A 26,331-nucleotide genomic window follows, 5' to 3' on the forward strand; every position below is an offset into this window, starting at 1 on the left:
TCTTACAACTTTATTTTAAGTTGAGACAATGCTTTTTCCGTGCTTTTTTCAGGAAGCAAACATGCGCCATCAACACAAACAAAAATGTACGTTTCATTTTCACTAAATCGTCCTTCCATCAATGGTAAACTGCTTTTTGAAATACTTCCTGCAATTAATTTATTGGGAATATAATTTTTGTTAATTTCTTTTATTCTTTCTAAAGCTTCTTTTCCTGAAATTGCAATTTCATAAAAATCTCCTGTAAAATTACACGCTAATTGTAGCCAGTTAGAATATCCCGAAGCATATTGATCGGTTCTATCTTTTACATTATGAAGCATTTGTTTGCTTACTTTTAAATAATAGGAATTAGAATAATAATGACTTAATAAAAACAAATTTTTAGCCATAATAGAATTTGAAGCCGGTATTACGTTATCTTCAATTTCCATTTTTCGTGTTATTAAATTATGATCTTCGTCTGAAGTAAAGTAAAACATAGAACTTTTAGCATCAAAAAAATGATCGAATGCATAGTCGGTTAATTGTTTCGCATTTAACAACCACTTTTCATTTAGTGTCACTTCATATAGAGAAATGTACGCATCAATCACTGTCGCATAATCTTCTAAATAACCGTTGATACTACTTTTGCCATTTTTATACGTATGATTTAAATTTCCGTTTTCTTGTAATTGTTTTGATAGAATAAAATTGGCGTTTTTAATGGCTATTTCTAAAAAACTTGCATCATGAAACACTTTGTAGGCATCAATATATCCTTTTAACATTAAGGCATTCCACGATGTTAAAGATTTATCATCTAACCGTGGTTTTTCTTTTTTATTTCGTTCTTTCAATAAAACTTGTTGCCATTTTTCAACTTTTTCCGCTAAATCATTTTCTGAAATATTATATTCTTTTGAAATTTCAATATTCGATTTTGTTCTTATTAACACATAATTTTGGTGTTCCCATAAACCATAGTCATTTACATTGTAGTACTCTGAAAATAAATTAAAATCGTTTCCTAAAATAGATTTCAACTCATTAATGGTCCAAACATAATAAGCACCTTCTTCTAATTTTCCTTCAGCATTTATACTGTCAGCATCTAAAGATGAATAAAAGGCTCCTTCTTTGTTAGTTAACTCACGTTCAATAAATTCTAACGTTTCATACACTGTTTTTTTATACAATGGATTTTTAGTTGCCTGATAGGCTTCGGCATATAAGCTTACCAATTGGCCATTGTCATATAACATTTTTTCAAAATGAGGCACATGCCATTTTTTATCCACCGAATATCGAGAAAAACCACCACCAACTTGGTCGTAAATTCCTCCAAAAGCCATATTCGTTAATGTTTTATTTACATAGTTTAAAATTGAATCATTCGCTGCTTGGGTTCCATATCTTAATAAAAATTCATAATTATTTGGCATTGGAAATTTTGGTGCGCCAGATCTTCCACCTAAATCAAAATCCATATATTGTTGCCACTTATTAGTAATTTGCTTTAAATCTTCCTTTGAAAATTCAATTACATTCTCTTTTAAAGTAACCAAATCAGAATTTTTTACACCTTCGGTTAATTTTATCGCATAATCAATAACATCGTTTGGTTTTTCAACATACATTTTACTAATTTGAGTTAACGCATTTATCCAATTTTCTTTAGGAAAATAAGTTCCTCCCCAAATTGGTCTTCCATCTGGTAAAGCAATACAATTTAAAGGCCAACCTCCACTCCCAGTCATTAACTGAACAGCATTCATATAAATTTGATCAACATCTGGCCGTTCCTCTCTATCCACTTTAACATTAATGAAATTTGCATTCATTATAGCGGCAACTTCTTCATTTTCAAAACTTTCATGTTCCATTACGTGACACCAATGACACGATGAATACCCAATTGAAATAAGTAATAACTTATTTTCTTTTTTTGCCAATGCCAACGTTTCATTATTCCATGCATACCAGTTTACAGGATTATGTGCATGTTGCAATAAATAAGGACTTGTTTCTTTTATTAAGCTATTTGTGAATATAAAATCTGTCATTTTTTTTTCGTTTTGACCTTTACAACTAAAAATTGAAATTAGCATGAATGTCATTAAAAGTTTATTCATTTAAAAGTAGTATTTAAGTAAAAATACAAAAAAAGAAAAGCGCTTTTAAAAAAGCGCTTTTAAATATTAGTCAACAATTAAGTTTATTTCACTTCAAATGTAATTTTAACATTCACACGAAATTCAGAAACTTCGTTATCATTAATAACCACGCTTTGTGATTGTACAAATGCCGATTTAATATGCTTCACACTTTTTGATGCGTGTTCTACTGCATTTTTGGTGGCTTCTTCCCAACTTACGCTAGAACTTGCCATTACTTCAATTACTTTCATTACTGCCATAACGGTTTATTTTTTTAATTAATATCCTTAAATATAATCATTTCAGACCAAAATAGTAGGCTATTCTTTCTTAATCCTATGTTAAAATAATACCTTTGCCACCTATAAAAAACACCTATTGTAGTATGAAAACTATTCGATTGACTATTTTAATTTTTATAATTCTGAATAGTTTAAACGCACAAACTACTGTTTTAAAAGATAAAGGATCTTGGCTAACGCTTACTAATAATTTTAAACTTTCCAATAAATTTTCTGTAAGTAATGTAACTCAATTAAGAACCGTTGATTTTATTCAAAAAAATCAAGCATTTTTAATTCAACCAGGTGTTAGTTATAAATTAAACAAAAATATAAGTGTTGCTGCCGGATATTTGTTATATACCTATTATCCAAACGGTGCAGCGCATGCACCTATTAAAAAGAATGAAAACAGAATTTGGCAAAACTTAGTTGTTAATTCTACTTTAGGAAATTTAAAACTAAATCAACGATTTGTTTTTGAACAACGATTTAAAGATGTTGTTGTGCAAAATAATGACAATGAATATAGTATTGATGGTGTATCCTATTCGCAAAGAATTAGATATAGATTAGAAGTTACCGCTAATTTAATAAAGCTACTTGATGATAAAATTATATATGGAAAACTCTCCAATGAAACTAGGATAAGATTTGGAACAGGATTGACCGCTCCTGATTTTGATCAAAACAATTTTGCTGCTTTAATAGGTTATCAATTAATAGAAAACTCAAAAATATGGGTGGGTTACGGGAGATATTATTATAAATCCAACGCCACCAAATTTATTTCCAACGATATTTTACAACTTACTTTAAGTTACGATGTTGATTTTACTAAAAAACAATCCTAAATGTTTATAAAATAAAACATTTTAGTGCCATTTATATTCAATAATTTTATACCTTTAAAATTCACTTCTAACGCCCTGTTTCTACTCAGGTTTTAAACACTTTAAAAAAAATGTACAATGTTTTCAAATTAATTGTACAAGTTTTCTAAATTAAATCTACATTTATTATATACTTAATTGTACAACTAAATCTTTAAAGTCCTTTAACTTTTATAAAAAACTCTTAGGGATTCGATAAAAAACACTAAGGCTTTTATAAAAATTTAATAGGCCTTAAACTTATTTTTAAAGAAGTGTCAAAACATTCTCAGCCGCCATTTCACCACAACATAATAAATAGATTCTTGCCTGCAGAGGAATAACAATAAAAGTAAGAATTATATAAAGCCAAAAAATGAAACATAAAAAAAACCGAAACGTAGGTTTCGGTTTTTTTTTAAAATTTATAGATTTTTAGCTAACTGCTTTTTTAATGTTTGCAATTGCTTCACGCAATTGCGATTCAGAGGCGGCATATGATATTCTTAAACAAGTTGGCGCTCCAAACGCATCGCCAGTTACTGTTGCAACATTGGCTTCTTCTAATAAAAACATAGAAAAATCTCCTGCGTTTTCAATTTTATGACCTTTAATAGTTTTTCCAAAGAAAGAAGAAACATCTGGGAAAACATAAAATGCACCACCTGGAGTATTACATTTAATTCCATCAATTTCTCGTAACAATTCTAAAACTATATCTCTACGTTTTTTAAATTCATCAACCATAAATTGAATTTTAGAAACAGGCGCATCTAATGCGGCAATAGTTGCACGTTGCGCAATAGAATTTGCTCCAGAAGTAATTTGACCTTGTAATTTATTACACGCTTTTGCAATCCATTCTGGCGCTCCAATATATCCAATTCTCCAACCTGTCATGGCAAATGCTTTTGCAACACCATTAACAGTAATTGTTCGGTCGTACATACTTTCTATGGCTGCAAAACTAAACATTGGCTCTCCGTAATTAATATGCTCATAAATTTCATCAGACATGATGTAAATGTTTGGATATTTTTCAATTACCGCCGCCAAAGCTCTGTATTCCGCTTCAGAATAAACAGTTCCGCTTGGGTTGTTTGGCGAGTTAAAGAAAATCATCTTTGTTTTAGGAGTAATGGCTGCTTCTAGTTGTTCTGGTGTAATTTTAAAATCAGTTTCAACAGTAGAAGGAATTTCTTTATAAGTTGCCTCAGCTAATGTTGCAATTGCAGAATAACTCACCCAATAAGGTGCTGGTAATAAAACTTCATCACCCGGATTTAGTAAAACCATTGCTATGTTAGCAATAGATTGTTTTGCTCCTGTTGAAACTACAATTTGACTTGGTTTGTATTCTAAGTTATTATCACGTTTAAATTTTCTGCAAATAGCTTGTTTTAAATCTAAATAACCATCAACTGGGCTATACGTGCTATAATTATCGTTTATAGCTTGTATTGCTGCTTCTTTAATAAAATCAGGTGTATTAAAGTCAGGTTCCCCTAAACTTAAACTGATAATATTTTTTCCTTGCTCTTTTAGTTCTCTTGCTTTAGCAGCCATTGCTAAAGTTTCTGAAACCGGTAAACTGTTAATTCTGTTGGATAGTTGATCGTTCATAACTTAAATTTTAGGCATACGTTGGCTCTACACCTAACGTTTTTAATTGATTAAAATGTTCTTTAATTGCTTTTGAAAATGTTTTATACTCGTTGTATGGTAAATTAAATTCTTTTGCTGTTTCCTTTACAATTTTTGCGATTTTTCCATAATGTATATGTGAAATGTGTGGAAAAATATGATGTTCTACCTGGTGATTTAAACCTCCCGTATACCAAGATATAAACTTGTTAGTAGGTGCAAAATTGGCTGTAGTATATAATTGATGAATTGCCCAAGTGTGCTCTAAATGTCCTTCTTTGTCAGGAATTGGCATTTCAGTTGCAGGAACCACGTGTGCTAATTGAAAAACCACACTTAAAATCATTCCAGCCGTATAATGCATTACAAAAAAGCCTATAAATACTTTCCACCAAGCTATATCTAAAACAACTAATGGCAATACAATCCATAGCAGATAATAAATTATTTTTGTTATAATTAAAACTGTCCATTCGGTGGTTGGGTTTGGGAATTTCCCGTAGGAAAGTTTACGTTTTAAATAACGACGCATTTGTTTAAAATCGGTTGTAATTGCCCAATTGATGGTTAATAAACCATATAAGAAAATGGAGTAATATTTTTGAAACTTATGCACAGGCAACCACTTTGCATGTTTTGAAAATCGGATAATTCTACCCGCATCAATATCTTCATCATGTCCTTGTATATTTGTAAAAGTATGGTGTAATACGTTGTGCTGAACTTTCCAGTTATACACATTTCCTGCTAAAATGTATATACTACTTCCCATTATTTTATTCACCCATTTTTTACTTGAAAAAGATTCATGATTACTATCATGCATTACGTTCATACCCACACCTGCCATTCCAATTCCAATAACAATTGTTAGTAAAAGCAATGCCCATTGTGGCATTGAAACAGTTAAAATTAACACTAAAGGAACTAAAAATATACTAAACATGATAATGGCTTTTGTGTATAATTTCCAATTACCAGTTCGTGCAATATGATTGTCCTTAAAATATGAATTTATTCTTTTATTTAATGTTCTAAAAAAATTTGCTTTATCATCTCTAGAAAAGCTTATTGTTTTGTTACTCATTATAATATGTATCTATATTATTCTATTCGCTCCAAAATTAAGCCATTTATGTTCTAATATTAAAATTTTATGAAAAAAATAACATTTTTTGAAAAGATGTTAATTTAATTTTATAAATAGTAATTTTGCGCCAATCAAATATTAACTATGGAAATCATCTTGAAATACTTCCCTAATTTAACAGAAACTCAAATGGAGCAATTTGGTAAATTAGAAGCCCTTTATAAATTTTGGAATGAGCAAATTAATGTTATTTCAAGAAAAGATATAGACGAAATTTACACGCACCATGTGTTGCACTCTCTAGGAATTGCAAAGGTTCAAAGCTTTTTACCAAAATCAAAAATATTAGATATTGGCACTGGTGGTGGTTTTCCGGGAATTCCTTTAGCTATTTTATTTCCTGAAACACAGTTTTATTTAGTAGATTCTATTGGTAAAAAAATAAAAGTTGTAAATGAAGTTTCCTCTGCTATTGGTTTAACAAATGTAAAAGCGGAACAAATGAGAGCTGAGTTGGTGAACGAAGAGTTCGATTTTATTGTAAGCAGAGCCGTAACTAATATGGATGATTTTGCGAAATGGACCAAAGGTAAAATTGCTAAAAAACAACGTCATGAACTTAAAAATGGTATTTTATATTTAAAAGGTGGCGATTTAACTGAAGAATTACAAAATTTCCCAAAGGCCACTGAATATAATTTAACTGATTATTTTGATAACGATTTCTTTGAAACAAAAAAAGTGGTGCATATTCCACTAAAAAAGAGATGATATTTGTTAGTTTTTTATAAAATAATTAAGATAACTTTGTCTTTTAATTAATATTTACAATTATGAGTCAAGTTAAAGAATGTTTAGTTTGTAAAACACCCGCAACTGAAATACCAGTTACAAAATTTTATTATCAGGAAAGTGAATTTTTTATTTGTCCGCAACATATGCCAGTTATCATTCATAATCCACAACAACTTATTGGATTATTAGAAGGCGCTGACAAATTTAAAGGCGTTTAAGTGAATTTTTAACATAAAAAAACTCGCCAATTGGCGAGTTTTTTAGTTTTTATAATTTTCTATTTAAATTTATTCTTTAGGTCTTTTCCTAATTCTTTTAGTTTTTCAACAGCACTTTCCACTTCTTTTTCTACAGTTTCAATAGTGCTTTCTTGTAAAAACGGATATCTGTAATCTGTTGGTGGAACAAAAGTTTCTTTAATAGTTCTGTTACTTACCCAACGTAATAAATTCCAAACAGATCCAGCTTTATCATTAGTTCCAGATCCACGAGCACCACCAAAAGGTTGTTGCCCAACTACCGCTCCTGTTGGCTTATCATTAATATAAAAGTTTCCTGCAGCGTTTTCTAATTTGTTTGTAGCAATATCAATTATATATCTATCTCCACTAAAAATAGCTCCAGTCAAGGCATATTCACCTGTTTTATCCACTAAATCTAATGTTTCTAGCCATTTTTCATCTTCATAAATATAAATGGTAATAATTGGCCCGAACAATTCAGTACACATTGTTTCGTACATAGGATTTGTTGTAACAATTATAGTTGGTTCAATAAAATAACCAACAGAATCATCATAACCACCACCAACAATAATTTCAGCATCAGCATCTTTTTTCGCTTGGTCTAAATATCCAGATAATTTTTTAAATGCTCTATTATCAATTACTGCGTTTATAAAGTTTGTAGGATCTTCAGGCGAACCCATTTTAAATGAATTTACGTCTTTAATTACCGCTTCTTTAATTGCTGGCCATAAACTTTTTGGTAAATAAGCACGTGAAGCTGCAGAACATTTTTGTCCTTGATATTCAAAAGCTCCTCTAGAAATAGCTGTTGCAACTTCTTGTGCATTTGATGATCCGTGTGCCCAAATAAAATCTTTTCCACCAGTTTCACCAACAATTCTTGGGTATGTTTTATAGTGGTTCATGTTTTTACCAATAGTTTCCCAAAAACTATTGAATACTGGTGTTGATCCTGTAAAGTGAACTCCAGAAAAATCAGTACTATTTAAAATTACATCTGTAATCATTCCTGAGTTACCAGTCACCATATTTATTACACCATCAGGTAAACCTGCAGCTTTAAATAATTCCATAATAACTTGTGCTGAATACACTTGAGAACTTGCCGGTTTCCAGATAATTACATTCCCCATTAAAGCAGGTGCAGCAGGTAAATTACCCGCAATTGCTGTAAAGTTAAAAGGAGTAATTGCATATACAAAACCTTCTAATGGACGGTATTCCATTCTGTTCCAAATTCCTGGAGAAGATTGTGGTTGATTGCTATAAATCTCTGTCATAAATTCTACGTTAAAACGTAAAAAGTCAATTAGTTCACAAGCAGCATCAATTTCAGCTTGATATACATTTTTAGATTGCGCAATCATTGTTGCAGCATTCATTTTATAACGGAAAGGTCCTGCTAATAATTCTGCTGCTTTTAAAAATATTGCAGCTCTGTGCTCCCAACTTGTTGCAGCCCATTTTACACGTGCTTCAGCAGCTTTTTTAACCGCTAATTCAATATGTTCTTTATCTGCAGTATGGTATTTTCCTACGCAATGTTTATGGTCATGCGGAGGATGAATATCAACAGTATTTCCGGTTCTATATTCTTTTCCGCCAATATAAAAAGGAATGTCAACCTGTTGGTTAAACATTTTTTTATAAGTTTCAATTAAAGCCTTACGCTCAGAACTTCCTGGAGCATAAGATTTTACTGGTTCGTTTACCGCTTTTGGTACATTATAAAATCCTGAAGCCATGGTATTATTTTTTTAGTTTTTTTTGAATTAAATTTGCTTACAAAGTTACAAAAATTGAATCACTTTTTTTATTTGATACTAATACTCAATATACAAATTTTAATAGCATGTGCACCGTTACGTTTCTACCAACATCAAAAAATAACTTTATTTTAACATCTAACAGAGATGAACAAAGAACCCGAGAAACAGTTGCTCCTAAAAAATATGTTGAAGATGGAATTGAAATGCTTTTTCCGAAAGATAAATTAGCGGGCGGAACTTGGATTGGCATTAGTGCTAACAAAAGATTGGTTTGTGTGTTAAATGGTGCTTTTAAAAAACATATTAGAAAAAATACCTATACTAAAAGTAGAGGGGTTATTGCCAAAGAAATTTTAAAATCATTAAATTTTGAAACCTTTATTAGTGAAATGGATTTACAAAAGATTGAGCCTTTTACCATGGTTATTGTAGATTGGAACCATAACAACTTAAGATTGTTTGAATTAATTTGGGACGATCAAAAAAAGCATTTCAACACATTAACTATTGAACCTAAAATCTGGTCATCTTCAACATTATATTCTGAAGAAGCTAAAGCCACTAGAAAAAATTGGTTTGAAGATTGGAAAAATACTAACAACAATTCTAAAGAAGCTATTTTAAATTTTCATCATTCAGAAATTGGCGATAAAGAACAGTCTATTTTAATGAAACGCTCGTATGTTGAAACGGTGAGCATTACATCTGTAGAAAAAACAAATACCGCTGTTAAAATGGATTATGAAGATGTTGTAAATGGCGACTATTTTTCTCATAAATTTTAACCAACTATAAAAGATAATATAGCAATTATAACAAACCCAAATCCTGCTAAAACCATATAAAAGCTATTTAAAAGTATAAATTTTAATATAGTTCTAATTCTGCTCTGCTCATAAAAATAACGCAATGCTTTATATAAATAAATGGCAAACAACACTATAAATGCAACTAAAAAGCCATCTGTTTTAGTGAATAAATTTATGAAATAAAATATAGATAATAATAAAAAGAATACTGTTTGTACGTGAAAAACAAACACTAAATGTTCTATATATGTATACTTTTTTCGGAAACAAATTAACTTTAAAAACAACGTAAAAAAGGGTAGAAAAATAAATAAAGATATGGACACATACGAAGTCATAGCTTTAAAAAATGCCTTTTGCCCTTCGGTTTTATATTTTTTAAAATTTTTGTTAGAATTAATGGTTTGCTGGTAGTACATTTTATTCCAAAATGTTTTCTCATACCCTAAACTATCTAATGCTTTCTCCACTGAATATGTTGTATTTTCATTATAAAAATGATGAAAATCCTGCACCCTATTAATAAAACTAATGGCTGTTTTTGGTTCTTTTTTTATAAAATACTCATACTTCTTTTTTGCAGAACTTGTGTCCGTAAGTTTACTTAGCGCTAAAGCGGTTTCAAAATTTGCAGCTATTTCGGCTTTGGATGAATCTAGTTCCTTTACTTTTATAACTTCCTCTTTTATGTTCGTTAAAACCGAATCGAGTTGTTTTTTTTCATTTTGAGATAAAGAATCAATGGCTGTTTTTGCTTGTATGAAAGCATTTTCATTTTCAACTTCAGTACTAAATTTATTGGAGATTCCAACAATTAAAAAGAAAATTATAGAAACATTTAAGTACAATTGAAATGGGTTTACAAAACGCGCGCGTTTTCCTTCAATATATTGCTTTGAAACTTTTCCTGGTTTGGTTAACAGCGGAATAAATGTTGCCCAAAATCTAGAATCGTATGATAAGAACCCTGAAAAAAGACTATTTATAAAGTTGCCAATAGTAAGTTTAGCTGTCGTATTTTTTTGCCCACAATAAGTACAAAAGTTTTCATTACCCGTTAAAGGCTGTCCACAGTTTAAACATTCTAAACCTTTCCGTTGGTTTGGATTATATTTTTTTAAACTAAATTTCATTTTTCTAATTACTACTATTAGGAACCATTAACTGAAATGTAGGTATGTAAACTTTAAATAATTTTGAGGTTGTAAAATTAATCATTTTGTAATAACCTTTCATGGCACCAATTGGTGAAGTTAAAAAACAGTTTGATCCATAGGTATGTATTTCTGTCGGTTTTAAAATTGGTTTTTTTCCAACAACACCAGACCCTTCCACAATTTCAACATTGTTTAATGAATCAAAAATTTTCCATTGGCGTTCCAATAATTGAACGGTATCATTACTTTGGTTTTCAATGGTAACTTGGTAACTAAAACCATAGTATAACTTATAATTTCGATAGCTTGTGCCTTCAAAATTAGAAATTACAGATATTTTAATTCCATTTGTTACTTGTTGTACCATAGTAACTCTATTTGATTTTTTTATTAGTTCTTCAAAGATAAGAAATTTTTGAAAGTAATGCCTAATTGTTTATCTTTTCGGAATTCCCAAATCCTGCGCCAATTACTTGAGTATATCTGTTTCCAAATCCTTTGTAGTAAATTAAAACGGTATACTCATTTTCGGTTTCATAAAAAGACCCATCAACATCATGGTTGCTAATTTCACCAACCTTATTTTTAGTTACATATTGAAAATTATAGAAACCTTGTTTTAGTAAAATTTCACCTTCATATAACCCTAATGAAGTATTATACGTTAATTTATTTGAGTTGTTTAACTGCCAATTATTAAAGTTTCCGCTAACATAAACATCTTTACCAGCTAAATTTTCTAAACAACTTAATGAAAAATGAACCCAACTGTAATCAGCATCTGTATTTGGATGATTACTGCTTAAATTCCGAACAATAAAATTACCGTTTACATCTGGAAACAACGTATAAGGTTTGTCAATTCGTTCCTCATTGGTATATAAATAGGTGTGATATAAATCTTCTCCTAATTCTGCTCTGGCAATATTTAAACTTGAATTTCTGATAGACTTTGAATCAAAATATAAAAATTCATTTCCACCAAAAAAACTAGTTTCTTTATTGTATTTATACAACAATTGTGTACCTCTAAAAAACTGAGGTTTTAATCCTGTTATGGCAGTTTGCCAATTGTTATTTTGAAGAATTACAGGGAAAATTTCTGCGTTTGGATTGTTTATTCTAAAGTTTGAATTGTTAATAGTAAATTCCACAGATTGTTTGCTGTTAATGGTTGAAATATCTCTACTTCTATAAATTGCTACACCAACAGTAACCTTTGGTTCATACACTACAAAAGATCTTTTAAAAACAACTTCCTCCGCTTCATTTAAAACAGAAATTATATAATTTCCAGAAATTTTAAGTGTGGTGTTTTCATTTGGAATGGATACGGTATAATTTGTATAAGGTTGTAAAGTGTTAAATGAATTTTCGTAATCTCTAATTCTATCTTCAGCATAGCCGTTTATAAATTCTGTTTCCGAGAGGTTTGAAACACTCCAATCATAATCACAATGCTCTATTTTATACGTATAAGTATGCTCATCGGCATTTAAATCATCAAAAGATAATTGAATGGTTTCTCCAAGTTTAATAATGGGCGCGTACAAATTAGATACTGCTGGTTTTAATTGTACCGTTTTAATATAATCTGGCTGCGAAAAATTAATTTGGCTATAGCTATTGCAATAAATAAATGTAAAAAAGGAAAATAGAAAAATGTTTTTCAAAATATTTTAATATTAGGTTGTTAAGGTAAAATCAATAGTTATACCAAAAATTTAACCGTAAATATAGTAAAACCTAATGTGATTACGAATGATTACAACCTTTGCGTAAAAAATTGTCTGAAAAAGCTAAAAACTACATATTAAATTGTTATTTTTGCACCGTTTTTTAGATACTATTAAATATACTTAAAATATGTCACAAGGCATTCAAATTAAAAAAGGGCTAGATATTAAGCTAAAAGGTGATGCTGAGAAGGTTACCGAACAAGCTTCAACATCGAAGGTGTTTACCATTAAGCCAGAAGACTTTCACAGTATTATCCCAAAATTATCCGTAAAAATTGGCGCAAAAGTAAAAGCTGGTGAAGCAGTTTTTTACAACAAAGCGAACGAAGAAATGAAATTTCCTTCGCCAGTTAGCGGTGAAATTATAGATATCATACGTGGTGAAAAAAGAAAGATTTTAGCAATTAAAATAAGTGCAGAAAATGACCAACAGTTTGTAGATTTTGGGAAGAAAGACCCAAAAGCTATGAAAGCTGATGAAATTAAAAGTCACTTATTAGCAGCAGGCTGTTGGCCTTTTATAAAGCAACGCCCCTACGATGTAATTGCAAAACCATCCAACACTCCTAAAGCAATTTTTGTTTCTGGTTATGCGAGTGCTCCACTAGCAGCAGATTTTAATTACGTTTTAGCAGGGAAAGAAAAAGAACTACAAGCTGCCGTTACTGCATTAAGTAAATTAACGTCAGGAAGTGTTCACGTTTCCGTTGGTAAAAACGACAATTCGCCATTTGCTGGCTTAGACAATATTTCATTGCATAAAGTTTCAGGACCGCATCCAATAGGAAATGTTGGAACGCAAATTGCAAAAATAGATCCTGTAAATAAAGGTGAAGTTGTTTGGACAATCAACCCACAAGATTTAGTAATTATTGGAGAATTGTTGCTTACAGGAAAATTTCACGCAGAGCGAATTATTGCATTAGCTGGTTCTTCTGTTGCAGCACCAAAATATTACAAAACAATTATTGGAGCATCTATAGCTTCTTTAGTTGAAGGGAAATTGAAAGGAGATAATAATAGAATTATTAGTGGCAATGTTTTAACTGGAAGAACTAAAAGTTTAAAAGGTTCTTTTGGATTTTATGACACTATGATTACTGTAATTCCTGAAGGAAATGATTATGAAATGTTTGGTTGGAATTTACCAGTTTTCAATAAAATTTCTACTTCAAGAGCTTTAACTTTTTCTTGGTTATTTCCAAATAAAAAATTTGATTTAAATACCAATACCAACGGTGAGCACAGAGCTTTTGTGGTAACTGGTAATTATGAAGAAGTGTTTCCTTTAGATATTTATCCTATGCAAATTTTAAAAGCTTGTATGTATAAAGATTTAGATGAAATGGAACAACTAGGAATGTACGAAGTTGCTCCTGAAGATTTTGCCTTAACTGAATTTGTGTGTGTGTCTAAACAACCACATCAAGAAATTATCAGAAAAGGGTTAGACTTAATGTTAAAAGAAATAGGATAAGATTATGGGATTAAAAGAAAATTTACATAATATAAAAGAAAAGAATAAAGACAAAAAGTGGTTACCTGCTTTTAGCGCTTTACATACTTTTTTATACACACCAAATGAAACTACACATTCAGGAGGTCACGTTAGAGCGGCAGACGATTTAAAAAGAACCATGACAATGGTTGTATTAGCGCTAATACCATGTTTAATATTTGGTATGTTTAATACCGGTTTTCAACATTTTAAAGCTTTTGGTGCTCCGGTTGAGTTTTTATCAATGGATGCATTTTTATTTGGATTCTTAAAAATCCTTCCTCTAATTATTGTTTCTTATGTAGTTGGTTTAGGAGTTGAAGTACTTTTTGCAGTGATAAAAAATCATGAAGTTGAAGAAGGTTATTTTGTAACAGGTATGTTAGTTCCGCTAATTGTACCAGTTGATATTCCTTTATGGATGTTAGCCGTTGCCGTAATTTTTGGTGTTGTAATTGGAAAAGAAGTTTTTGGTGGTACTGGAATGAATATTTTAAATCCAGCCCTAGTAATCCGTGCATTTTTATTCTTCGCATATCCAACTTGGATGAGTGGTGATAAAGTTTGGGTTGAAGGAGCTACAGAAAGAGCTAAAGAAATTGCAGCAGGTGCTAATTTAGATGCCATTTCTGGCGAAACTATTTTAGGAAGCTTGGCGCAAGGAAAAGAATTTGTTTATTCCGTATCTGATATGTTTTTTGGATACATTCCCGGATCTGTTGGAGAAACATCTACATTCTTAATTCTTTTAGCCGGTATATTTTTAGTAGTTACTAAAATTGGAAGTTGGAGAATTATGCTTTCATCTATAGTTGGAGCACTTGTAATGGGGCTTATTTTTAACGGTGTTGTAAACGCAGGTTGGATTGCTGAAGGAAGTAAATTTTATAGTTTAATGAGTACAGTATTTTGGCATCATTTACTATTAGGTGGTTTTGCCTTTGGTGTTGTATTTATGGCTACAGATCCAGTTACAGCTTCTCAAACAAATAAAGGGAAATGGTATTATGGATTTTTTATTGGATTTATTTCCATTATGATTCGTGTATTTAACCCAGCATATCCAGAAGGAGTAATGTTAGCAATATTATTAATGAACGTATTTGCACCAACAATTGACCATTATGTGGTTCAAGGTAATGTAAAAAGAAGATTGAAACGTTTAAAAGTAAAAACAGCGTAACCATGGCAAATAATACTGATAAAAACTCGTATACAGTACTGTTCGCAACAGGAATGGTGCTAATAGTTGGGGCGCTACTTGCCTTTGTAGCTTCATCATTGAGAGAAAAAATAGCTGAAAATAAAAGAATAGAAAAACAGCAAAATATATTATACGCTATGGGCGTAAACGAAAATGAAGAAGGCACTGTTGCTTTTGTTTCAAAAGACATTGTTGCTGGTGAATTTTCTAAATATATTACAAAGCAATTTGTAGTTAAAGGAACTGAAGCAATTGAAGATGCTAACGCTTATTTAATTGATATTAAAAAAGAAGAAGCTGAAGCTAAAAATCCAGCATATCAAAGAAGATTACCTTTGTTTGTTGGAAATAAAGACAATAAAGAATTTTATATTATTCCTGTAAGAGGTAAAGGTTTATGGGATGCCATTTGGGGATATGTCTCTTTAGATAAAGATTTAGTTGTTCAAGGTGTATTTTTTGACCACGCAGGAGAAACTCCTGGTTTGGGCTCAAACATAAAAGAACGTTTCTTTATGGATGATTTTACTGGTGAACATATTTTAAATGGTGATACATTTAAAGGTATTGATGTTGCTAAAGGAAATGCAGATCCAAAAAATAATGACAAAACAGATAATGAGGTAGATGCTATTGCTGGCGCAACAATTACAGGAAATGGTTTAGCAGCAATGTTAAAGAAAGATTTACAATTGTATTTACCATATTTAAAAACTTTAAAGCAATAATTTATGGGACTTCTATCAAAAAAAGACGCTAAATTAATTTCAGACCCTTTATTAGACAATAATCCAATTACTATTCAAGTATTAGGTATTTGTTCTGCATTAGCAATTACTGCTGAATTAAAGGCATCTATAGTAATGGCTATATCGGTAATGTTTGTATTAGCAATGGGTAACGTAGTTATTTCATTAATAAGAAATATTATTCCTTCAAAAATTAGAATTATAGTTCAGCTTGTTATTGCTGCAGCATTGGTAATTATTGTTGACCAAGTTTTAAAAGCATATGCATATGAACTTTCTAAACAATTATCCGTATTTGTAGGTTTAATTATTACAAACTGTATTATTATGGGTCGTTTTGAAGCTTTTGCTTTGGCAAACGGACCTTGGAAATCGTTTTTAGACGGAATAGGAAACTCTGCAGGATATGGACTTATATTAGTGATAGTTGCATTTTTTAGAGAGTTATTAGGCTCAGGGTCACTCTTAGGATTTAAAGTTTTAGGAGATTCTGTTGAAAAAACTGGAGTATATGCTTACGGATATGAAAACAACGGATTTATGTTGTTAGCGCCAATGGCATTAATAACTGTAGGATTAATTATTTGGGTACAACGCTCAAGAAACACAGCATTAATTGAAGATAACTAACAATTATGGAACATTTAGAATTATTTTTTAAGTCAATATTTGTAGATAACATGGTATTTGCAACATTCCTTGGAATGTGCTCATACTTAGCGGTATCTAAAAAAGTTTCTACTGCTGTTGGTTTAGGAGCAGCTGTAATATTTGTAATGGCTATTACAGTACCTTTAAACTGGTTATTAGACACTTATTTATTAAAAGAAGGAGCTTTAGTTTGGTTAGGCCCAGAATATGCCGAATACGATTTAAGTTTCTTATCATTTATTATGTTTATTGCAACCATTGCAACAATGGTTCAATTAGTAGAAATAATTGTAGAAAAATTTTCACCTTCTTTATATAACTCATTAGGTATATTTTTACCACTAATTGCAGTAAACTGCGCAATTTTAGGAGGTTCATTATTTATGCAATCTCGTGAAATACCAAGTTTAGGTTTAGCGTTTAATTATGGTGTTAGCTCAGGAATTGGATGGTTTTTAGCAATTTTAGCAATTGCTGCTATTCGTGAAAAAATCAGATATTCAAACGTACCCGCTCCATTAAGAGGATTGGGTATTACGTTTATCATTACAGGACTTATGGCAATTGGGTTTATGAGTTTTGGTGGAATGTTAACAGGTGGTGATGAAAAAGAAGAAACAACAACTGCTTCAATAGAAGTTGTAACTACTTCGGAAGAAATTACTAATACGGAAGACGTTGAAACTGTTATTGACAGTACTGCAACTATTAACGAACCTAAAATTATAGAATAATGATCATATTAGCAGCAAATACTTTAGGTACAGTAGTGGCAACAGTAGTGGCATTTTTAGTAATAACACTATTATTGGTTGCTCTTTTATTAGTAGTAAAACAAAAATTATCACCATCAGGACCTGTGAAAATCAGAATTAATGGTGAAAAAGAAATAGAAGTTCCTTCTGGAAGTTCATTGCTTTCAACATTAGGAAATGCTAAAATATTTTTACCATCAGCTTGTGGTGGAGGTGGAACTTGTATTCAATGCGAATGTCACGTAAACTCAGGTGGTGGAGAAGCTTTACCAACAGAAACTCCTCATTTCACTAGAAAAGAATTACAACACGGAGCGCGTTTAGCTTGTCAAGTGAAAGTTAAGCAAGACATGGATATCACCATTCCTGAAGAGGTTTTTGGGATTAAAAAATGGGAAGCAACTGTTGTTAGAAATTATAACGTAGCATCATTTATTAAGGAATTTGTTGTTGAAATTCCTGAAGATATGGGTTACAAAGCAGGTGGATATATTCAAATTGAAATCCCATCTTGCGAGGTAGATTTTAAGGATATTGATATTACTGCGCATCCAGAAGAACACGAAACTCCTGATAAATTTCAAATGGAATGGGATAAGTTCGGTTTATGGGATTTAAAAATGAAAAATACCGAATTAGTTGAACGTGCTTATTCTATGGCTTCTTATCCTGCTGAAGGAAGAGAAATTATGTTAAATGTACGTATTGCAACTCCGCCTTGGGATAGAGCTAAAAATGGCTGGATGAACGTTAACCCAGGTATTGCATCTTCTTATATTTTCTCAAGAAAAAAAGGAGATAAAGTTACTATTTCTGGTCCTTATGGAGAGTTTTTCATTAATGAATCTGATGCAGAAATGTTATATGTTGGTGGTGGAGCTGGAATGGCGCCAATGCGTTCACACTTATATCACCTATTCAAAACATTAAAAACAGGTAGAAAAGTAACATATTGGTATGGTGGTCGTTCTAAACGTGAATTGTTCTATTTAAAACATTTCCACGATTTAGAGAAAGAGTTTCCTAATTTCAAGTTTTACTTAGTATTATCAGAACCAGCTCCAGAAGATAACTGGGTAAATAAAAAAGATGCTGATGATTTAAATGGTGATGGATTTACAGGATTTGTGCATCAAGCAGTAATCGATGAATATTTATCTAAACATGAATCTCCTGAAGATTTAGAGTTATATTTCTGTGGACCTCCATTAATGAACAAAGCTGTTCAAAAAATGGGTGAAGACTTTGGTCTTGCAGATGAGAATATTAGATTTGATGACTTTGGAGGATAGACAAAACAATTAGATTAAAATTTTTTACATTCATAAAATCCGGTACTTTTGTATCGGATTTTTTATTTCCTAATATTAAAAAAATGAGTAGACCTTTAACTGAACAAGAAATACATAATTTAGCAATGAATATTGTAGGTAAAGATTTAGAAGCAAAAGGATATGAGTTTATAGCAATCAATAGCCAGCTAAAAAGAAACCCACAATACGTTTGCATTGATAAAAATAACCAACGTTATTTTGTGATTGTTAAAGCAACCGCCATTTCAGATTTTGCTTTAACTTATGATGTTATTTGGATGGAAACCTTTAAGGTTCATGCAAGAAATAATAATGCTAAAGTACTATTTGCAGGAGTTGGTTTGGCGCATAAAAATGACACCTCACAACCTCCATTTTTAAATGAAGAATACTTATTACAATACGAAGGTTTACAATTACTAGATATAGAACTTAACTAATTAATAAGCATAAAAAAACCACGCAAATTGCGTGGTTTTTTCTATTTAAATTTTAAAGTTTACTCAATTTTATTTTCTAATAATTTAAAGAACTGGTCTAATTTAGGCATTAAAACAATTCTTGTTCTTCTGTTTTTAGCTCTACCTTCTACAGTATCATTTGTAGCTAAAGGTTTGTACTCACTTCTACCCGCAGCAACTAAACGATCTGGAGCAATTTTAAAGTCGTCTTGTAAAACTCTAATAACTGATGTAGCTCTTTTAACACTTAAATCCCAGTTGTCTTGAATTCCCGCAGTACTAATTGGTTTGTTGTCAGTATACCCTTCAACCATTACTTCTAAACCTGGTTGAGCAGCAATTACTTCAGCAACTTTACCTAACACTCTTTTAGCTTCGTTAGAAATTGTAGCACTTCCGCTTTTGAATAATAATTTATCAGCAATATTAATGTATACTACTGTTTTCTCAACACTTACCTCAATGTCTTCATCATTAAATCCATCTTTAAGTACTTTTTTCAATTGGAATCCTAAAGCTAAATTAATTGAATCTTTTTTATTCATAGCTTTTTGGATGTGCTGTATGTACTCATCCTTTTTACCCATTTGAGAAAGTGTTTCTTTAATATTATCTGAAGCAGATTTAGATAATACTGTTAAATTATCCACATACTCTAATGTTTTTTCTTTGTCTTTTTTCAAATCCAAAACTCTTTGTTCCAGCGCTGAAAGTTTTCCTTCACTTTCAATTCTACATTTCATTAAATCAGCCTTGGTATCTACCAATTCCTGACTTGTTTTTTTATAATTTCCTTCTAATTCAGTGTACTTCTTTTGCGACACACATGAACTCAACACAACCGATGCTGTGATAATCAAAACTGATATTCTTTTCATAATTAAAATTGTTTAAATACTGAACAAATGTAGTAAAAAGAGCATCATAAATTTAATTCGAAAATAATTTAAGAAATATTTATGATTCTAATAAATTACTATCTTTACATCCTAATTTTACTGACATTTCAATATACAAAATTATAATGAAAAACCTCCTATTTTTCTCAGTTTTAGTGCTATTTTTTTCATGTTCAAAAAAAAATACCTTCATATTAAAAACATTACAAGGTGATGCCATTGGCACTACTTTTTCTATTAAATATTTAGAAAATGATACCATTGAGTTTGAAACTAAAATTGATAGCCTCATAAAAGTAATTAACAAGTCTACTTCTACATATATTCCAACCTCTGATATTTCAAAAATAAACGATGGTGATACAACTGTAATTGTTGATGCTTATTTTGCTGAAGTATTTCATAAATCTGCTAAAATATTTAATGAAACAGATGGAGATTTTGACCCTACGGTTGGTATTTTAGTGAATGCTTGGGGATTTGGACCTGAAGACGAAATTACAGACTTAGACTCGCTTAAAATAGATTCTTTGTTAACCTTTGTAGGTTTTCATAAAGTGAGTTTAAACAATGGAAAGATTAAAAAAATGTATCCTCAAATTTATTTTGATTTTAATGCTATTGGTAAAGGTTTTTTGGTAGATGTTATTGGGAGACTTTTTGAACAATATAATATTGAAAATTACATGGTTGAAATTGGTGGTGAAATTAGAGCAAGAGGTGTAAACCAAGATGGAGTTGCCTGGAAAATTGCCATTGAAAACCCAAATGAAGATGGTTCTCGTTCTTTTGCAACCGTTATTCAATTACATAACGAATCTATTGCAACTTCAGGCAATTATAGAAAATATAGAACAACACCTGATGGCAAAAAGTTTGTGCATACTATAAATACAAAAACTGGTTATGCTACTGAAAGTAATTTATTAAGCGCTTCCGTTATTTCAAAATCTGATTGTGCTGATGTTGATGGCTACGCAACTGCCTGCATGGCAATGGGCTTAGAAAAAACGAAAGAATTTTTAAAAAAGCACACTGAATTAAAAGCATTCTTAATTTATATTGATGAAAACGATCAATTACAAACCTACAAATCAGAAAATTTTGATAATTAATTTATTTCGTGCAAACTGGTAAAATTTCACCTTTAACTAAACAGTATTTTATAAGTAAATCTTGTGAAATTGTTTTTGAATAATCAACTTCGGTTACTTTAAAACCAGCATTTCTCAATTTATTAAAATAATCTTTCCCATAAATACGTACATGGTCATATTGGCCAAAGTGCTTTTTACGTTCTTCTGGGTTTGTAATTGAAAAATCTTCGTACGTAGTTTCAAGGGTTAAATCTTGGGGGATTTGAAATATTCCCATCCCGCCAGGTTTTAAAACTCTAAATAATTCGCTCATTGCTTTTTTATCATCTGTAATGTGTTCTAACACATGGTTGCAAAACACCACATCAAATGAGTTTTCTTCAAAAGGCAAATCACAAATATCTGCTTTTACATCAGCAATTGGCGAATATAAATCAGCTGTAATGTAGTGAAGGTTTTTTTGTGCTTTAAACAATTTTAAAAAGCACTGTTCTGGTGCAATATGTAGCACTTTTTTTTCTGCTGTAAAAAAATCTGTTTCATTTTTTAAATACAACCAAATTAAACGATGACGCTCTAATGAAAGCGTGCTAGGTGATAATGCATTTGGTCGCTGTTGGCCATATCCATAAGGTAAGAACTTGCGAAAACTTTTACCATCTATTGGATCTGTAAATGTTGAACCTTTTAAATAAAATGAAATTAATGGACGTACCCAATAACTTACTTTTATAAGAATTGGCCTCGGAATTGTATTTAAAATAAACTTAAAAATTTTCATTATAAGTTTTGTCTAAACTCATCTTCTTCAGTACTTACAATTCCTAAAGCATCATAAACATATTTAAAAGTAGACAATAATTCCGGTTTGCCATTTACAATTGCCACATCGTGTTCAAAATGAGCACTAGGTTTTCCATCACGTGTTAAAATAGTCCAACCATCTTTTAATTGATTGATTTGATGTGTTCCTAAATTAATCATAGGTTCAATGGCAACCACCATTCCTTCCACAAATTTTTTACCTCTTCCTCTTCTACCATAATTTGGCATTTCAGGATCTTCGTGCATTGTTTTTCCTAAACCATGACCCACTAATTCTCTAACAACGCCATATCCGTACTTTTCACAATAGTTTTGAATTGCAAAACCAACATCTTCCACTCTGTTTCCTGCTCTAAATTGTCTTATTCCTTCGTATAAACTTTGTTTAGTAACATCTAACAATTTTTTAACTTCAGGAGCAACTACTCCAACTTCAAAAGTATAAGCGTGATCACCATAAAAACCATTTTTTAGCGCACCACAATCTATTGAAATAATATCTCCTTCAATTAGCGGTTTATCATTTGGGATTCCGTGCACAACCTGAGCATTTGGACTCATACACAAGGTGTTTGGAAAATCGTACAAACCTAAAAATCCAGGAATAGCTCCTTCTGCACGAATAAAATCTTCGGCTAATTTATCCAAATATAAAGTTGTTACACCTGGTTTTACTTCGCCAGCTAACATCCCTAATGTTTTAGATACCACCAATGCACTTTCGCGCATTAACTCAATTTCTTCTCTAGTTTTAATTTTTATCATCTTCTTCAAAATTGGTTTTGCAAAGTTACTTTAAAAAAAAGAAAATCAAAGTGAAGTTGACATCAATTGAAATAATTAAGAAAACGTTTTCGAAAGATGATTTTCGACAGTTTTTTAAAGGAATATGTTTGGTAAATTTGCACCACCAAATATTTAAAATAAAATATATGTATAAATCAGTAACCGCAGAACAAGCAGTTAAAGTAATAAAATCTCACGATAGAGTTTATATTCAGGCAGCAGCCTCGGCATCTCAAATTTTAATTAATGCCATGTCTGCAAGACATGAAGAATTAAGAGGTGTTGAAGTTTGCCATTTACACATTGAAGGAGAAACTCCATATGCAGATCCAAAATATAAAGATAGCTTTCATGTAAATTCACTTTTTATAGGTAAAAACGTGCGACATACCATTAAGGCTGGAAATGGATCTTACACACCCGTTTTTTTAAGTGAAGTACCAAATTTATTTAAGAGAAATGTGTTACCGGTTGATGTTGCTTTAATACAAGTTTCAACACCAGATAAACATGGGTATTGCTCACTAGGTGTTTCTGTTGAAGCAATTTTAGCGGTAATAGCAAATGCAAAACATGTAATTGCACATATTAATGATCAAATGCCAAGAGTACATGGAGAAGGTTTAATCCATATTTCAGAATTAGATACTTTTGTTGAAGAAAGTACTCCAATTCACGAATTTCATATGCCAATACCTACTAAAATAGAAAGCAAAATAGGAGATTATATTGCTGAACTAATAGAAGATAGAAGCACTTTACAAATGGGAATTGGTTCTATTCCAAATGCCGTTTTGTCGCGCTTAGGAAATCATAAAGATTTAGGGTTACATACCGAAATGTTTTCAGACGGAGTTATTGATTTAATTTTAAAAGATGTCATAAACGGAAATTATAAAGGCATTAATGCAGGAAGAGCTTTAACTACATTTTTAGGAGGTTCTAAACGTTTATATGATTATGTGGATGATAACCCATTTATTGAAATGCGCTCTTGCGATTATACAAACAATGTGGTTAATATTAGACAAAATCCGAAAATGGTGGCTATTAATTCTGCTATTCAGGTGGATTTAACCGGGCAAGTTTGCGCAGATTCTATTGGGCCAAATATGTTTTCGGGTGTTGGTGGACAAATGGATTTTATTAGAGGTGCTTCTTTAAGTGAAGGAGGAAAAGCAATTATTGCATTGCCTTCTGTTACAAACAAAGGAATTAGTAGAATTGTGCCGTTTTTAAATAAAGGAGCTGGAGTAGTAACTACAAGAGCTCACGTACAATATATAGTAACTGAGTATGGTGTTGCCGATTTATATGGTAAAACTATAGATCAGCGTGTTACCGAATTAATTAAAATTTCTCATCCAGATTTTAGAGAAAGTATGGCTAAGGAATACTTTGAAACAATTAAATAATAGTATTACACTATGTTCTTTAACAAAAAATGGCTTTTAAAAAGCCATTTTTTGTGTTTAAAAATCAGTATACCAATTAAATACATCGGTTTTTAAACCGAATGAAATCCATGTAGAACTTGTTTTATCAAAACTTACTGTTGGAATATCTGGGTTAAAATTTCTATATGATAAACCTCCAAACACTTTTAAATTTGTTGCCGGATTTACTAAATAACCAACCTGTAAATCAGCTATAAATATTTTGGCTGCATTCCCTTGACCAATAGTATTTCCATAATCAGAAGCCCTATCATCATTATCTCTATAAACATTTCCACCGTAACTATAAGAATCTGCAACTGAATTAAAGTCAAATCCTTTTTTTCCAAAAACAAATTTAGAATTTACAAACCATCTATCTTTAGAATAACGAGCTATTGCAATAAATTCATTAAAATTTGAACCCCATAAATGTGCTAATGGTTGGTTATTATGTCCGTAGTTATAATTTAACTCATCATGAGAATACGTAAAAGGTCTCACAGAATTATATTCCGCTTGTAAGTACAAATTTTCAATAGCAAAAGCATTGTAATATTTAGCTCCAATTTGAATTCCATTTTTATTTGCCCACCAACCATCATTACTTGTAATTTCAGAAATTCTAAATTCATCCAATAATAATTGTGAATAAAGTGAAATATCTTTCATTTTATATTTTAAACTTAAACCTAGTAATGAGTTTCCTGCTCTTGATCCGGTTGAAAACTCAACAGCGGTGTAAAATATTAATGGATTTAAATAATTCACATCAAATCCTCTGTTATTTACATCATCCCAAATAACAGTTTCAAATAAGCCTATATTTAACTTTTTAGTTGCATTCCAACTTAAATAATGTGTTGCAATAAATTTTTGTTTATATGCGCCATCTTCTGTTAGTTCAGGTCTAACATCTTGCATGGTCATAAACAAATTTGTGTATTTAATTTTCCAAAAGCTAGTGTTAATTTTAAAAAATGGATATGGTGAAGCAACATCAGATAAAAATAATGATCGATAACCATCTCCTATAAAATTTTTACCATTTCCAAATTGAAAATTAAAGTATTTACTTGGTGTGTAAGATAAATAAGCTTCGGCAACAGGGTAATCATAGGCATCCGATTTATAATCTTTTGCAATTCCTCTTCCGGGAATTATGGCTGGATTTCCACCATCTGGCTTTATGGAATTAGCATATTCATTAAAATATGTAGCAAACCTTCCTTGGCTTTCATAAAAACTTGTTGAAAAACTTAAGTTTTTACCAATTGCGCCATTGATAGTTACAGCACGTGTATTATTAAACGTATTAACGCCTTCACTATCTTTCCCTAATTGCAAATCAACAACAGGATCTACAGTAAACCAAAACCCATTGCCTTTTACAAAAGCCATATGTTCATTCAATAATTTCTTGCCAAACCAAGTTTCTTTAGGTTGTATCAATTTATTTTTTTGAGCCTCTAAATCTACATATTTAGTAACTTCACTATAAACAAAAGGTTTAACCGCTGTGTGCAAATTATCAGACTGATTTAAATAATAGTCAAAATTAGCATAAGCTTCATGTGTAAATGGAATATTTAAATCGCTGGTATGTTCTGGAAACAATGTGCTTTTTGAAACAACAACTTCAGTAGCCTCCCTTAATTCAAAAGGAGAAATTTCTTCTTGTTCTTCTGCTAGTTTTTTAACAATCTGAACTTGTTGATTTTTTTCTATTGGAATTGAGATAGGAAATACAAATTGCATTTCTATGGGATGATTATTATATGTTGCTGGACTAATTGTTGGAAAGGTTGCAAAAACACGTTCAATCTCCTCTTTTAATTCTTTATATGGCGAATTTACGTACACAACTTTAAAATTTCCAGATGAAGTAACTACAAAAACAACATTTATAGTATCCGTAAAATTATCTTTCTTAATATTTTCTGGAAGTTTAAACTCCTCAACAACAATTTTTTTTATCTGATTATTAAAACAATTAGACAATCCTGAAATATCTAAGGTATCACACGATGGAAAAACTGGATATTTTTCAATTTGTGAAAAAACTGAAATACTAAAAAGAATAAAAAGAATACTTAAAATAGAATTTTTCAT

Annotated in this window: 25 protein-coding genes; 13 read left to right on the plus strand and 12 right to left on the minus strand. The window is 30.8% G+C overall.

The annotated features are described in order from the left end of the window. Positions 1-2 precede the first annotated feature (2 nt). Together JEY78_RS03430 and JEY78_RS03435 are read right to left on the minus strand one after the other, a co-directional pair. Positions 3-2,048, minus strand: a complete 2,046-nt coding sequence (locus tag JEY78_RS03430; protein ID WP_291846764.1) for a thioredoxin domain-containing protein — start codon at positions 2,046-2,048, stop codon at positions 3-5. A gap of 152 nt (positions 2,049-2,200) precedes the next feature. Continuing rightward, entirely contained in the window at positions 2,201-2,401 is a 201-nt protein-coding gene (locus tag JEY78_RS03435) for a dodecin family protein (RefSeq protein ID WP_291846765.1), read from the minus strand. 125 nt (positions 2,402-2,526) lie between these two features. Here JEY78_RS03435 and JEY78_RS03440 point away from each other — a divergent pair, with 125 nt between their 5' ends. After that, positions 2,527-3,276 carry a DUF2490 domain-containing protein gene (locus JEY78_RS03440; RefSeq protein ID WP_291846766.1) on the plus strand — a complete coding sequence of 250 codons (750 nt, stop codon included), beginning with the start codon at positions 2,527-2,529 and terminating at the stop codon, positions 3,274-3,276. Between the two features lie 453 nt (positions 3,277-3,729). On the opposite strand, the gene JEY78_RS03445 is transcribed toward JEY78_RS03440, so the two are convergent. Together JEY78_RS03445 and JEY78_RS03450 are read right to left on the minus strand one after the other, a co-directional pair. Next, on the minus strand, positions 3,730-4,917 hold the full coding sequence (locus JEY78_RS03445) for a pyridoxal phosphate-dependent aminotransferase (RefSeq protein ID WP_291846767.1): 1,188 nt from the start codon (positions 4,915-4,917) through the stop codon (positions 3,730-3,732). A gap of 10 nt (positions 4,918-4,927) precedes the next feature. Further along, positions 4,928-6,025, minus strand: a complete 1,098-nt coding sequence (locus JEY78_RS03450; RefSeq protein ID WP_291846768.1) for an acyl-CoA desaturase — start codon at positions 6,023-6,025, stop codon at positions 4,928-4,930. Positions 6,026-6,172: 147 nt separating this feature from the next. Between JEY78_RS03450 and rsmG the strand changes: the two genes are divergently transcribed. Then, complete coding sequence (gene rsmG / locus JEY78_RS03455; RefSeq protein WP_291846769.1) at positions 6,173-6,799, plus strand: 16S rRNA (guanine(527)-N(7))-methyltransferase RsmG; 627 nt, start codon at positions 6,173-6,175, stop codon at positions 6,797-6,799. Positions 6,800-6,861: 62 nt separating this feature from the next. After that, complete coding sequence (locus JEY78_RS03460; protein ID WP_291846770.1) at positions 6,862-7,041, plus strand: hypothetical protein; 180 nt, start codon at positions 6,862-6,864, stop codon at positions 7,039-7,041. A gap of 59 nt (positions 7,042-7,100) precedes the next feature. Here the strand turns inward: JEY78_RS03460 and pruA are convergent, their stop codons facing one another. Continuing rightward, positions 7,101-8,816, minus strand: coding sequence for an L-glutamate gamma-semialdehyde dehydrogenase (pruA, locus tag JEY78_RS03465; protein WP_291846771.1), 1,716 nt, complete (start codon positions 8,814-8,816; stop codon positions 7,101-7,103). Positions 8,817-8,923: 107 nt separating this feature from the next. Between pruA and JEY78_RS03470 the strand changes: the two genes are divergently transcribed. Next, on the plus strand, positions 8,924-9,625 hold the full coding sequence (locus tag JEY78_RS03470; protein WP_291846772.1) for an NRDE family protein: 702 nt from the start codon (positions 8,924-8,926) through the stop codon (positions 9,623-9,625). On the opposite strand, the gene JEY78_RS03475 is transcribed toward JEY78_RS03470, so the two are convergent. From JEY78_RS03475 to JEY78_RS03485, 3 genes are all read right to left on the minus strand, one after another. Beyond that, a complete protein-coding gene (locus JEY78_RS03475) occupies positions 9,622-10,782 on the minus strand; it encodes a DUF3667 domain-containing protein (RefSeq protein ID WP_291846773.1) in 1,161 nt (386 codons plus the stop codon). The two genes, JEY78_RS03470 and JEY78_RS03475, sit on opposite strands and share 4 nt — an antisense overlap. Positions 10,783-10,786: 4 nt before the next feature. Further along, on the minus strand, positions 10,787-11,173 hold the full coding sequence (gene apaG, locus JEY78_RS03480) for a Co2+/Mg2+ efflux protein ApaG (protein ID WP_291846774.1): 387 nt from the start codon (positions 11,171-11,173) through the stop codon (positions 10,787-10,789). A gap of 61 nt (positions 11,174-11,234) precedes the next feature. Then, positions 11,235-12,479 carry a DUF5103 domain-containing protein gene (locus tag JEY78_RS03485; RefSeq protein ID WP_291846775.1) on the minus strand — a complete coding sequence of 415 codons (1,245 nt, stop codon included), beginning with the start codon at positions 12,477-12,479 and terminating at the stop codon, positions 11,235-11,237. Positions 12,480-12,672: 193 nt separating this feature from the next. On the opposite strand from JEY78_RS03485, the gene JEY78_RS03490 reads away from it, so the two are divergent. The 7 genes from JEY78_RS03490 to JEY78_RS03520 all read left to right on the plus strand — a co-directional run bounded on the left by JEY78_RS03490 (position 12,673) and on the right by JEY78_RS03520 (position 19,155). Then, positions 12,673-14,022, plus strand: a complete 1,350-nt coding sequence (locus JEY78_RS03490) for a Na(+)-translocating NADH-quinone reductase subunit A (RefSeq protein WP_291846776.1) — start codon at positions 12,673-12,675, stop codon at positions 14,020-14,022. Between the two features lie 4 nt (positions 14,023-14,026). Further along, positions 14,027-15,226, plus strand: coding sequence for an NADH:ubiquinone reductase (Na(+)-transporting) subunit B (locus JEY78_RS03495; RefSeq protein WP_291846777.1), 1,200 nt, complete (start codon positions 14,027-14,029; stop codon positions 15,224-15,226). 2 nt (positions 15,227-15,228) lie between these two features. Further along, positions 15,229-15,975, plus strand: coding sequence for a Na(+)-translocating NADH-quinone reductase subunit C (locus tag JEY78_RS03500; RefSeq protein ID WP_291846779.1), 747 nt, complete (start codon positions 15,229-15,231; stop codon positions 15,973-15,975). Between the two features lie 3 nt (positions 15,976-15,978). Next, the gene (locus JEY78_RS03505; RefSeq protein ID WP_291846781.1) at positions 15,979-16,626 is read left to right on the plus strand and encodes an NADH:ubiquinone reductase (Na(+)-transporting) subunit D; all 648 of its coding nucleotides are present in this window, start codon (positions 15,979-15,981) and stop codon (positions 16,624-16,626) included. 5 nt (positions 16,627-16,631) lie between these two features. Next, on the plus strand, positions 16,632-17,381 hold the full coding sequence (gene nqrE, locus JEY78_RS03510) for an NADH:ubiquinone reductase (Na(+)-transporting) subunit E (RefSeq protein WP_291846783.1): 750 nt from the start codon (positions 16,632-16,634) through the stop codon (positions 17,379-17,381). A gap of 2 nt (positions 17,382-17,383) precedes the next feature. Further along, entirely contained in the window at positions 17,384-18,694 is a 1,311-nt protein-coding gene (nqrF, locus tag JEY78_RS03515; protein ID WP_291846817.1) for an NADH:ubiquinone reductase (Na(+)-transporting) subunit F, read from the plus strand. A gap of 83 nt (positions 18,695-18,777) precedes the next feature. Continuing rightward, positions 18,778-19,155 carry a Na(+)-translocating NADH-quinone reductase subunit F gene (locus tag JEY78_RS03520; RefSeq protein ID WP_291846784.1) on the plus strand — a complete coding sequence of 126 codons (378 nt, stop codon included), beginning with the start codon at positions 18,778-18,780 and terminating at the stop codon, positions 19,153-19,155. A 59-nt stretch (positions 19,156-19,214) separates the two neighbouring features. Here the strand turns inward: JEY78_RS03520 and JEY78_RS03525 are convergent, their stop codons facing one another. Then, positions 19,215-20,054, minus strand: a complete 840-nt coding sequence (locus JEY78_RS03525; protein ID WP_291846787.1) for an OmpA family protein — start codon at positions 20,052-20,054, stop codon at positions 19,215-19,217. A gap of 146 nt (positions 20,055-20,200) precedes the next feature. Between JEY78_RS03525 and JEY78_RS03530 the strand changes: the two genes are divergently transcribed. Beyond that, a complete protein-coding gene (locus JEY78_RS03530; protein WP_291846788.1) occupies positions 20,201-21,190 on the plus strand; it encodes an FAD:protein FMN transferase in 990 nt (329 codons plus the stop codon). 1 nt (position 21,191) lies between these two features. On the opposite strand, the gene JEY78_RS03535 is transcribed toward JEY78_RS03530, so the two are convergent. Continuing rightward, complete coding sequence (locus tag JEY78_RS03535; RefSeq protein ID WP_291846819.1) at positions 21,192-21,956, minus strand: class I SAM-dependent methyltransferase; 765 nt, start codon at positions 21,954-21,956, stop codon at positions 21,192-21,194. Continuing rightward, on the minus strand, positions 21,953-22,762 hold the full coding sequence (gene map / locus JEY78_RS03540) for a type I methionyl aminopeptidase (protein WP_291846789.1): 810 nt from the start codon (positions 22,760-22,762) through the stop codon (positions 21,953-21,955). Before map ends, JEY78_RS03535 begins: the two co-directional genes overlap by 4 nt. A 167-nt stretch (positions 22,763-22,929) precedes the next feature. Here map and JEY78_RS03545 point away from each other — a divergent pair, with 167 nt between their 5' ends. Continuing rightward, positions 22,930-24,198 (plus strand): acetyl-CoA hydrolase/transferase C-terminal domain-containing protein, encoded by a 1,269-nt coding sequence (locus JEY78_RS03545; protein WP_291846790.1) that lies wholly within the window; start codon positions 22,930-22,932, stop codon positions 24,196-24,198. Between the two features lie 57 nt (positions 24,199-24,255). On the opposite strand, the gene JEY78_RS03550 is transcribed toward JEY78_RS03545, so the two are convergent. After that, on the minus strand, positions 24,256-26,331 hold the full coding sequence (locus tag JEY78_RS03550; RefSeq protein ID WP_291846791.1) for a gliding motility protein RemB: 2,076 nt from the start codon (positions 26,329-26,331) through the stop codon (positions 24,256-24,258).

This window comes from Lutibacter sp. (genome assembly GCF_016342705.1).
Taxonomy (GTDB): Bacteria; Bacteroidota; Bacteroidia; order Flavobacteriales; family Flavobacteriaceae; genus Lutibacter.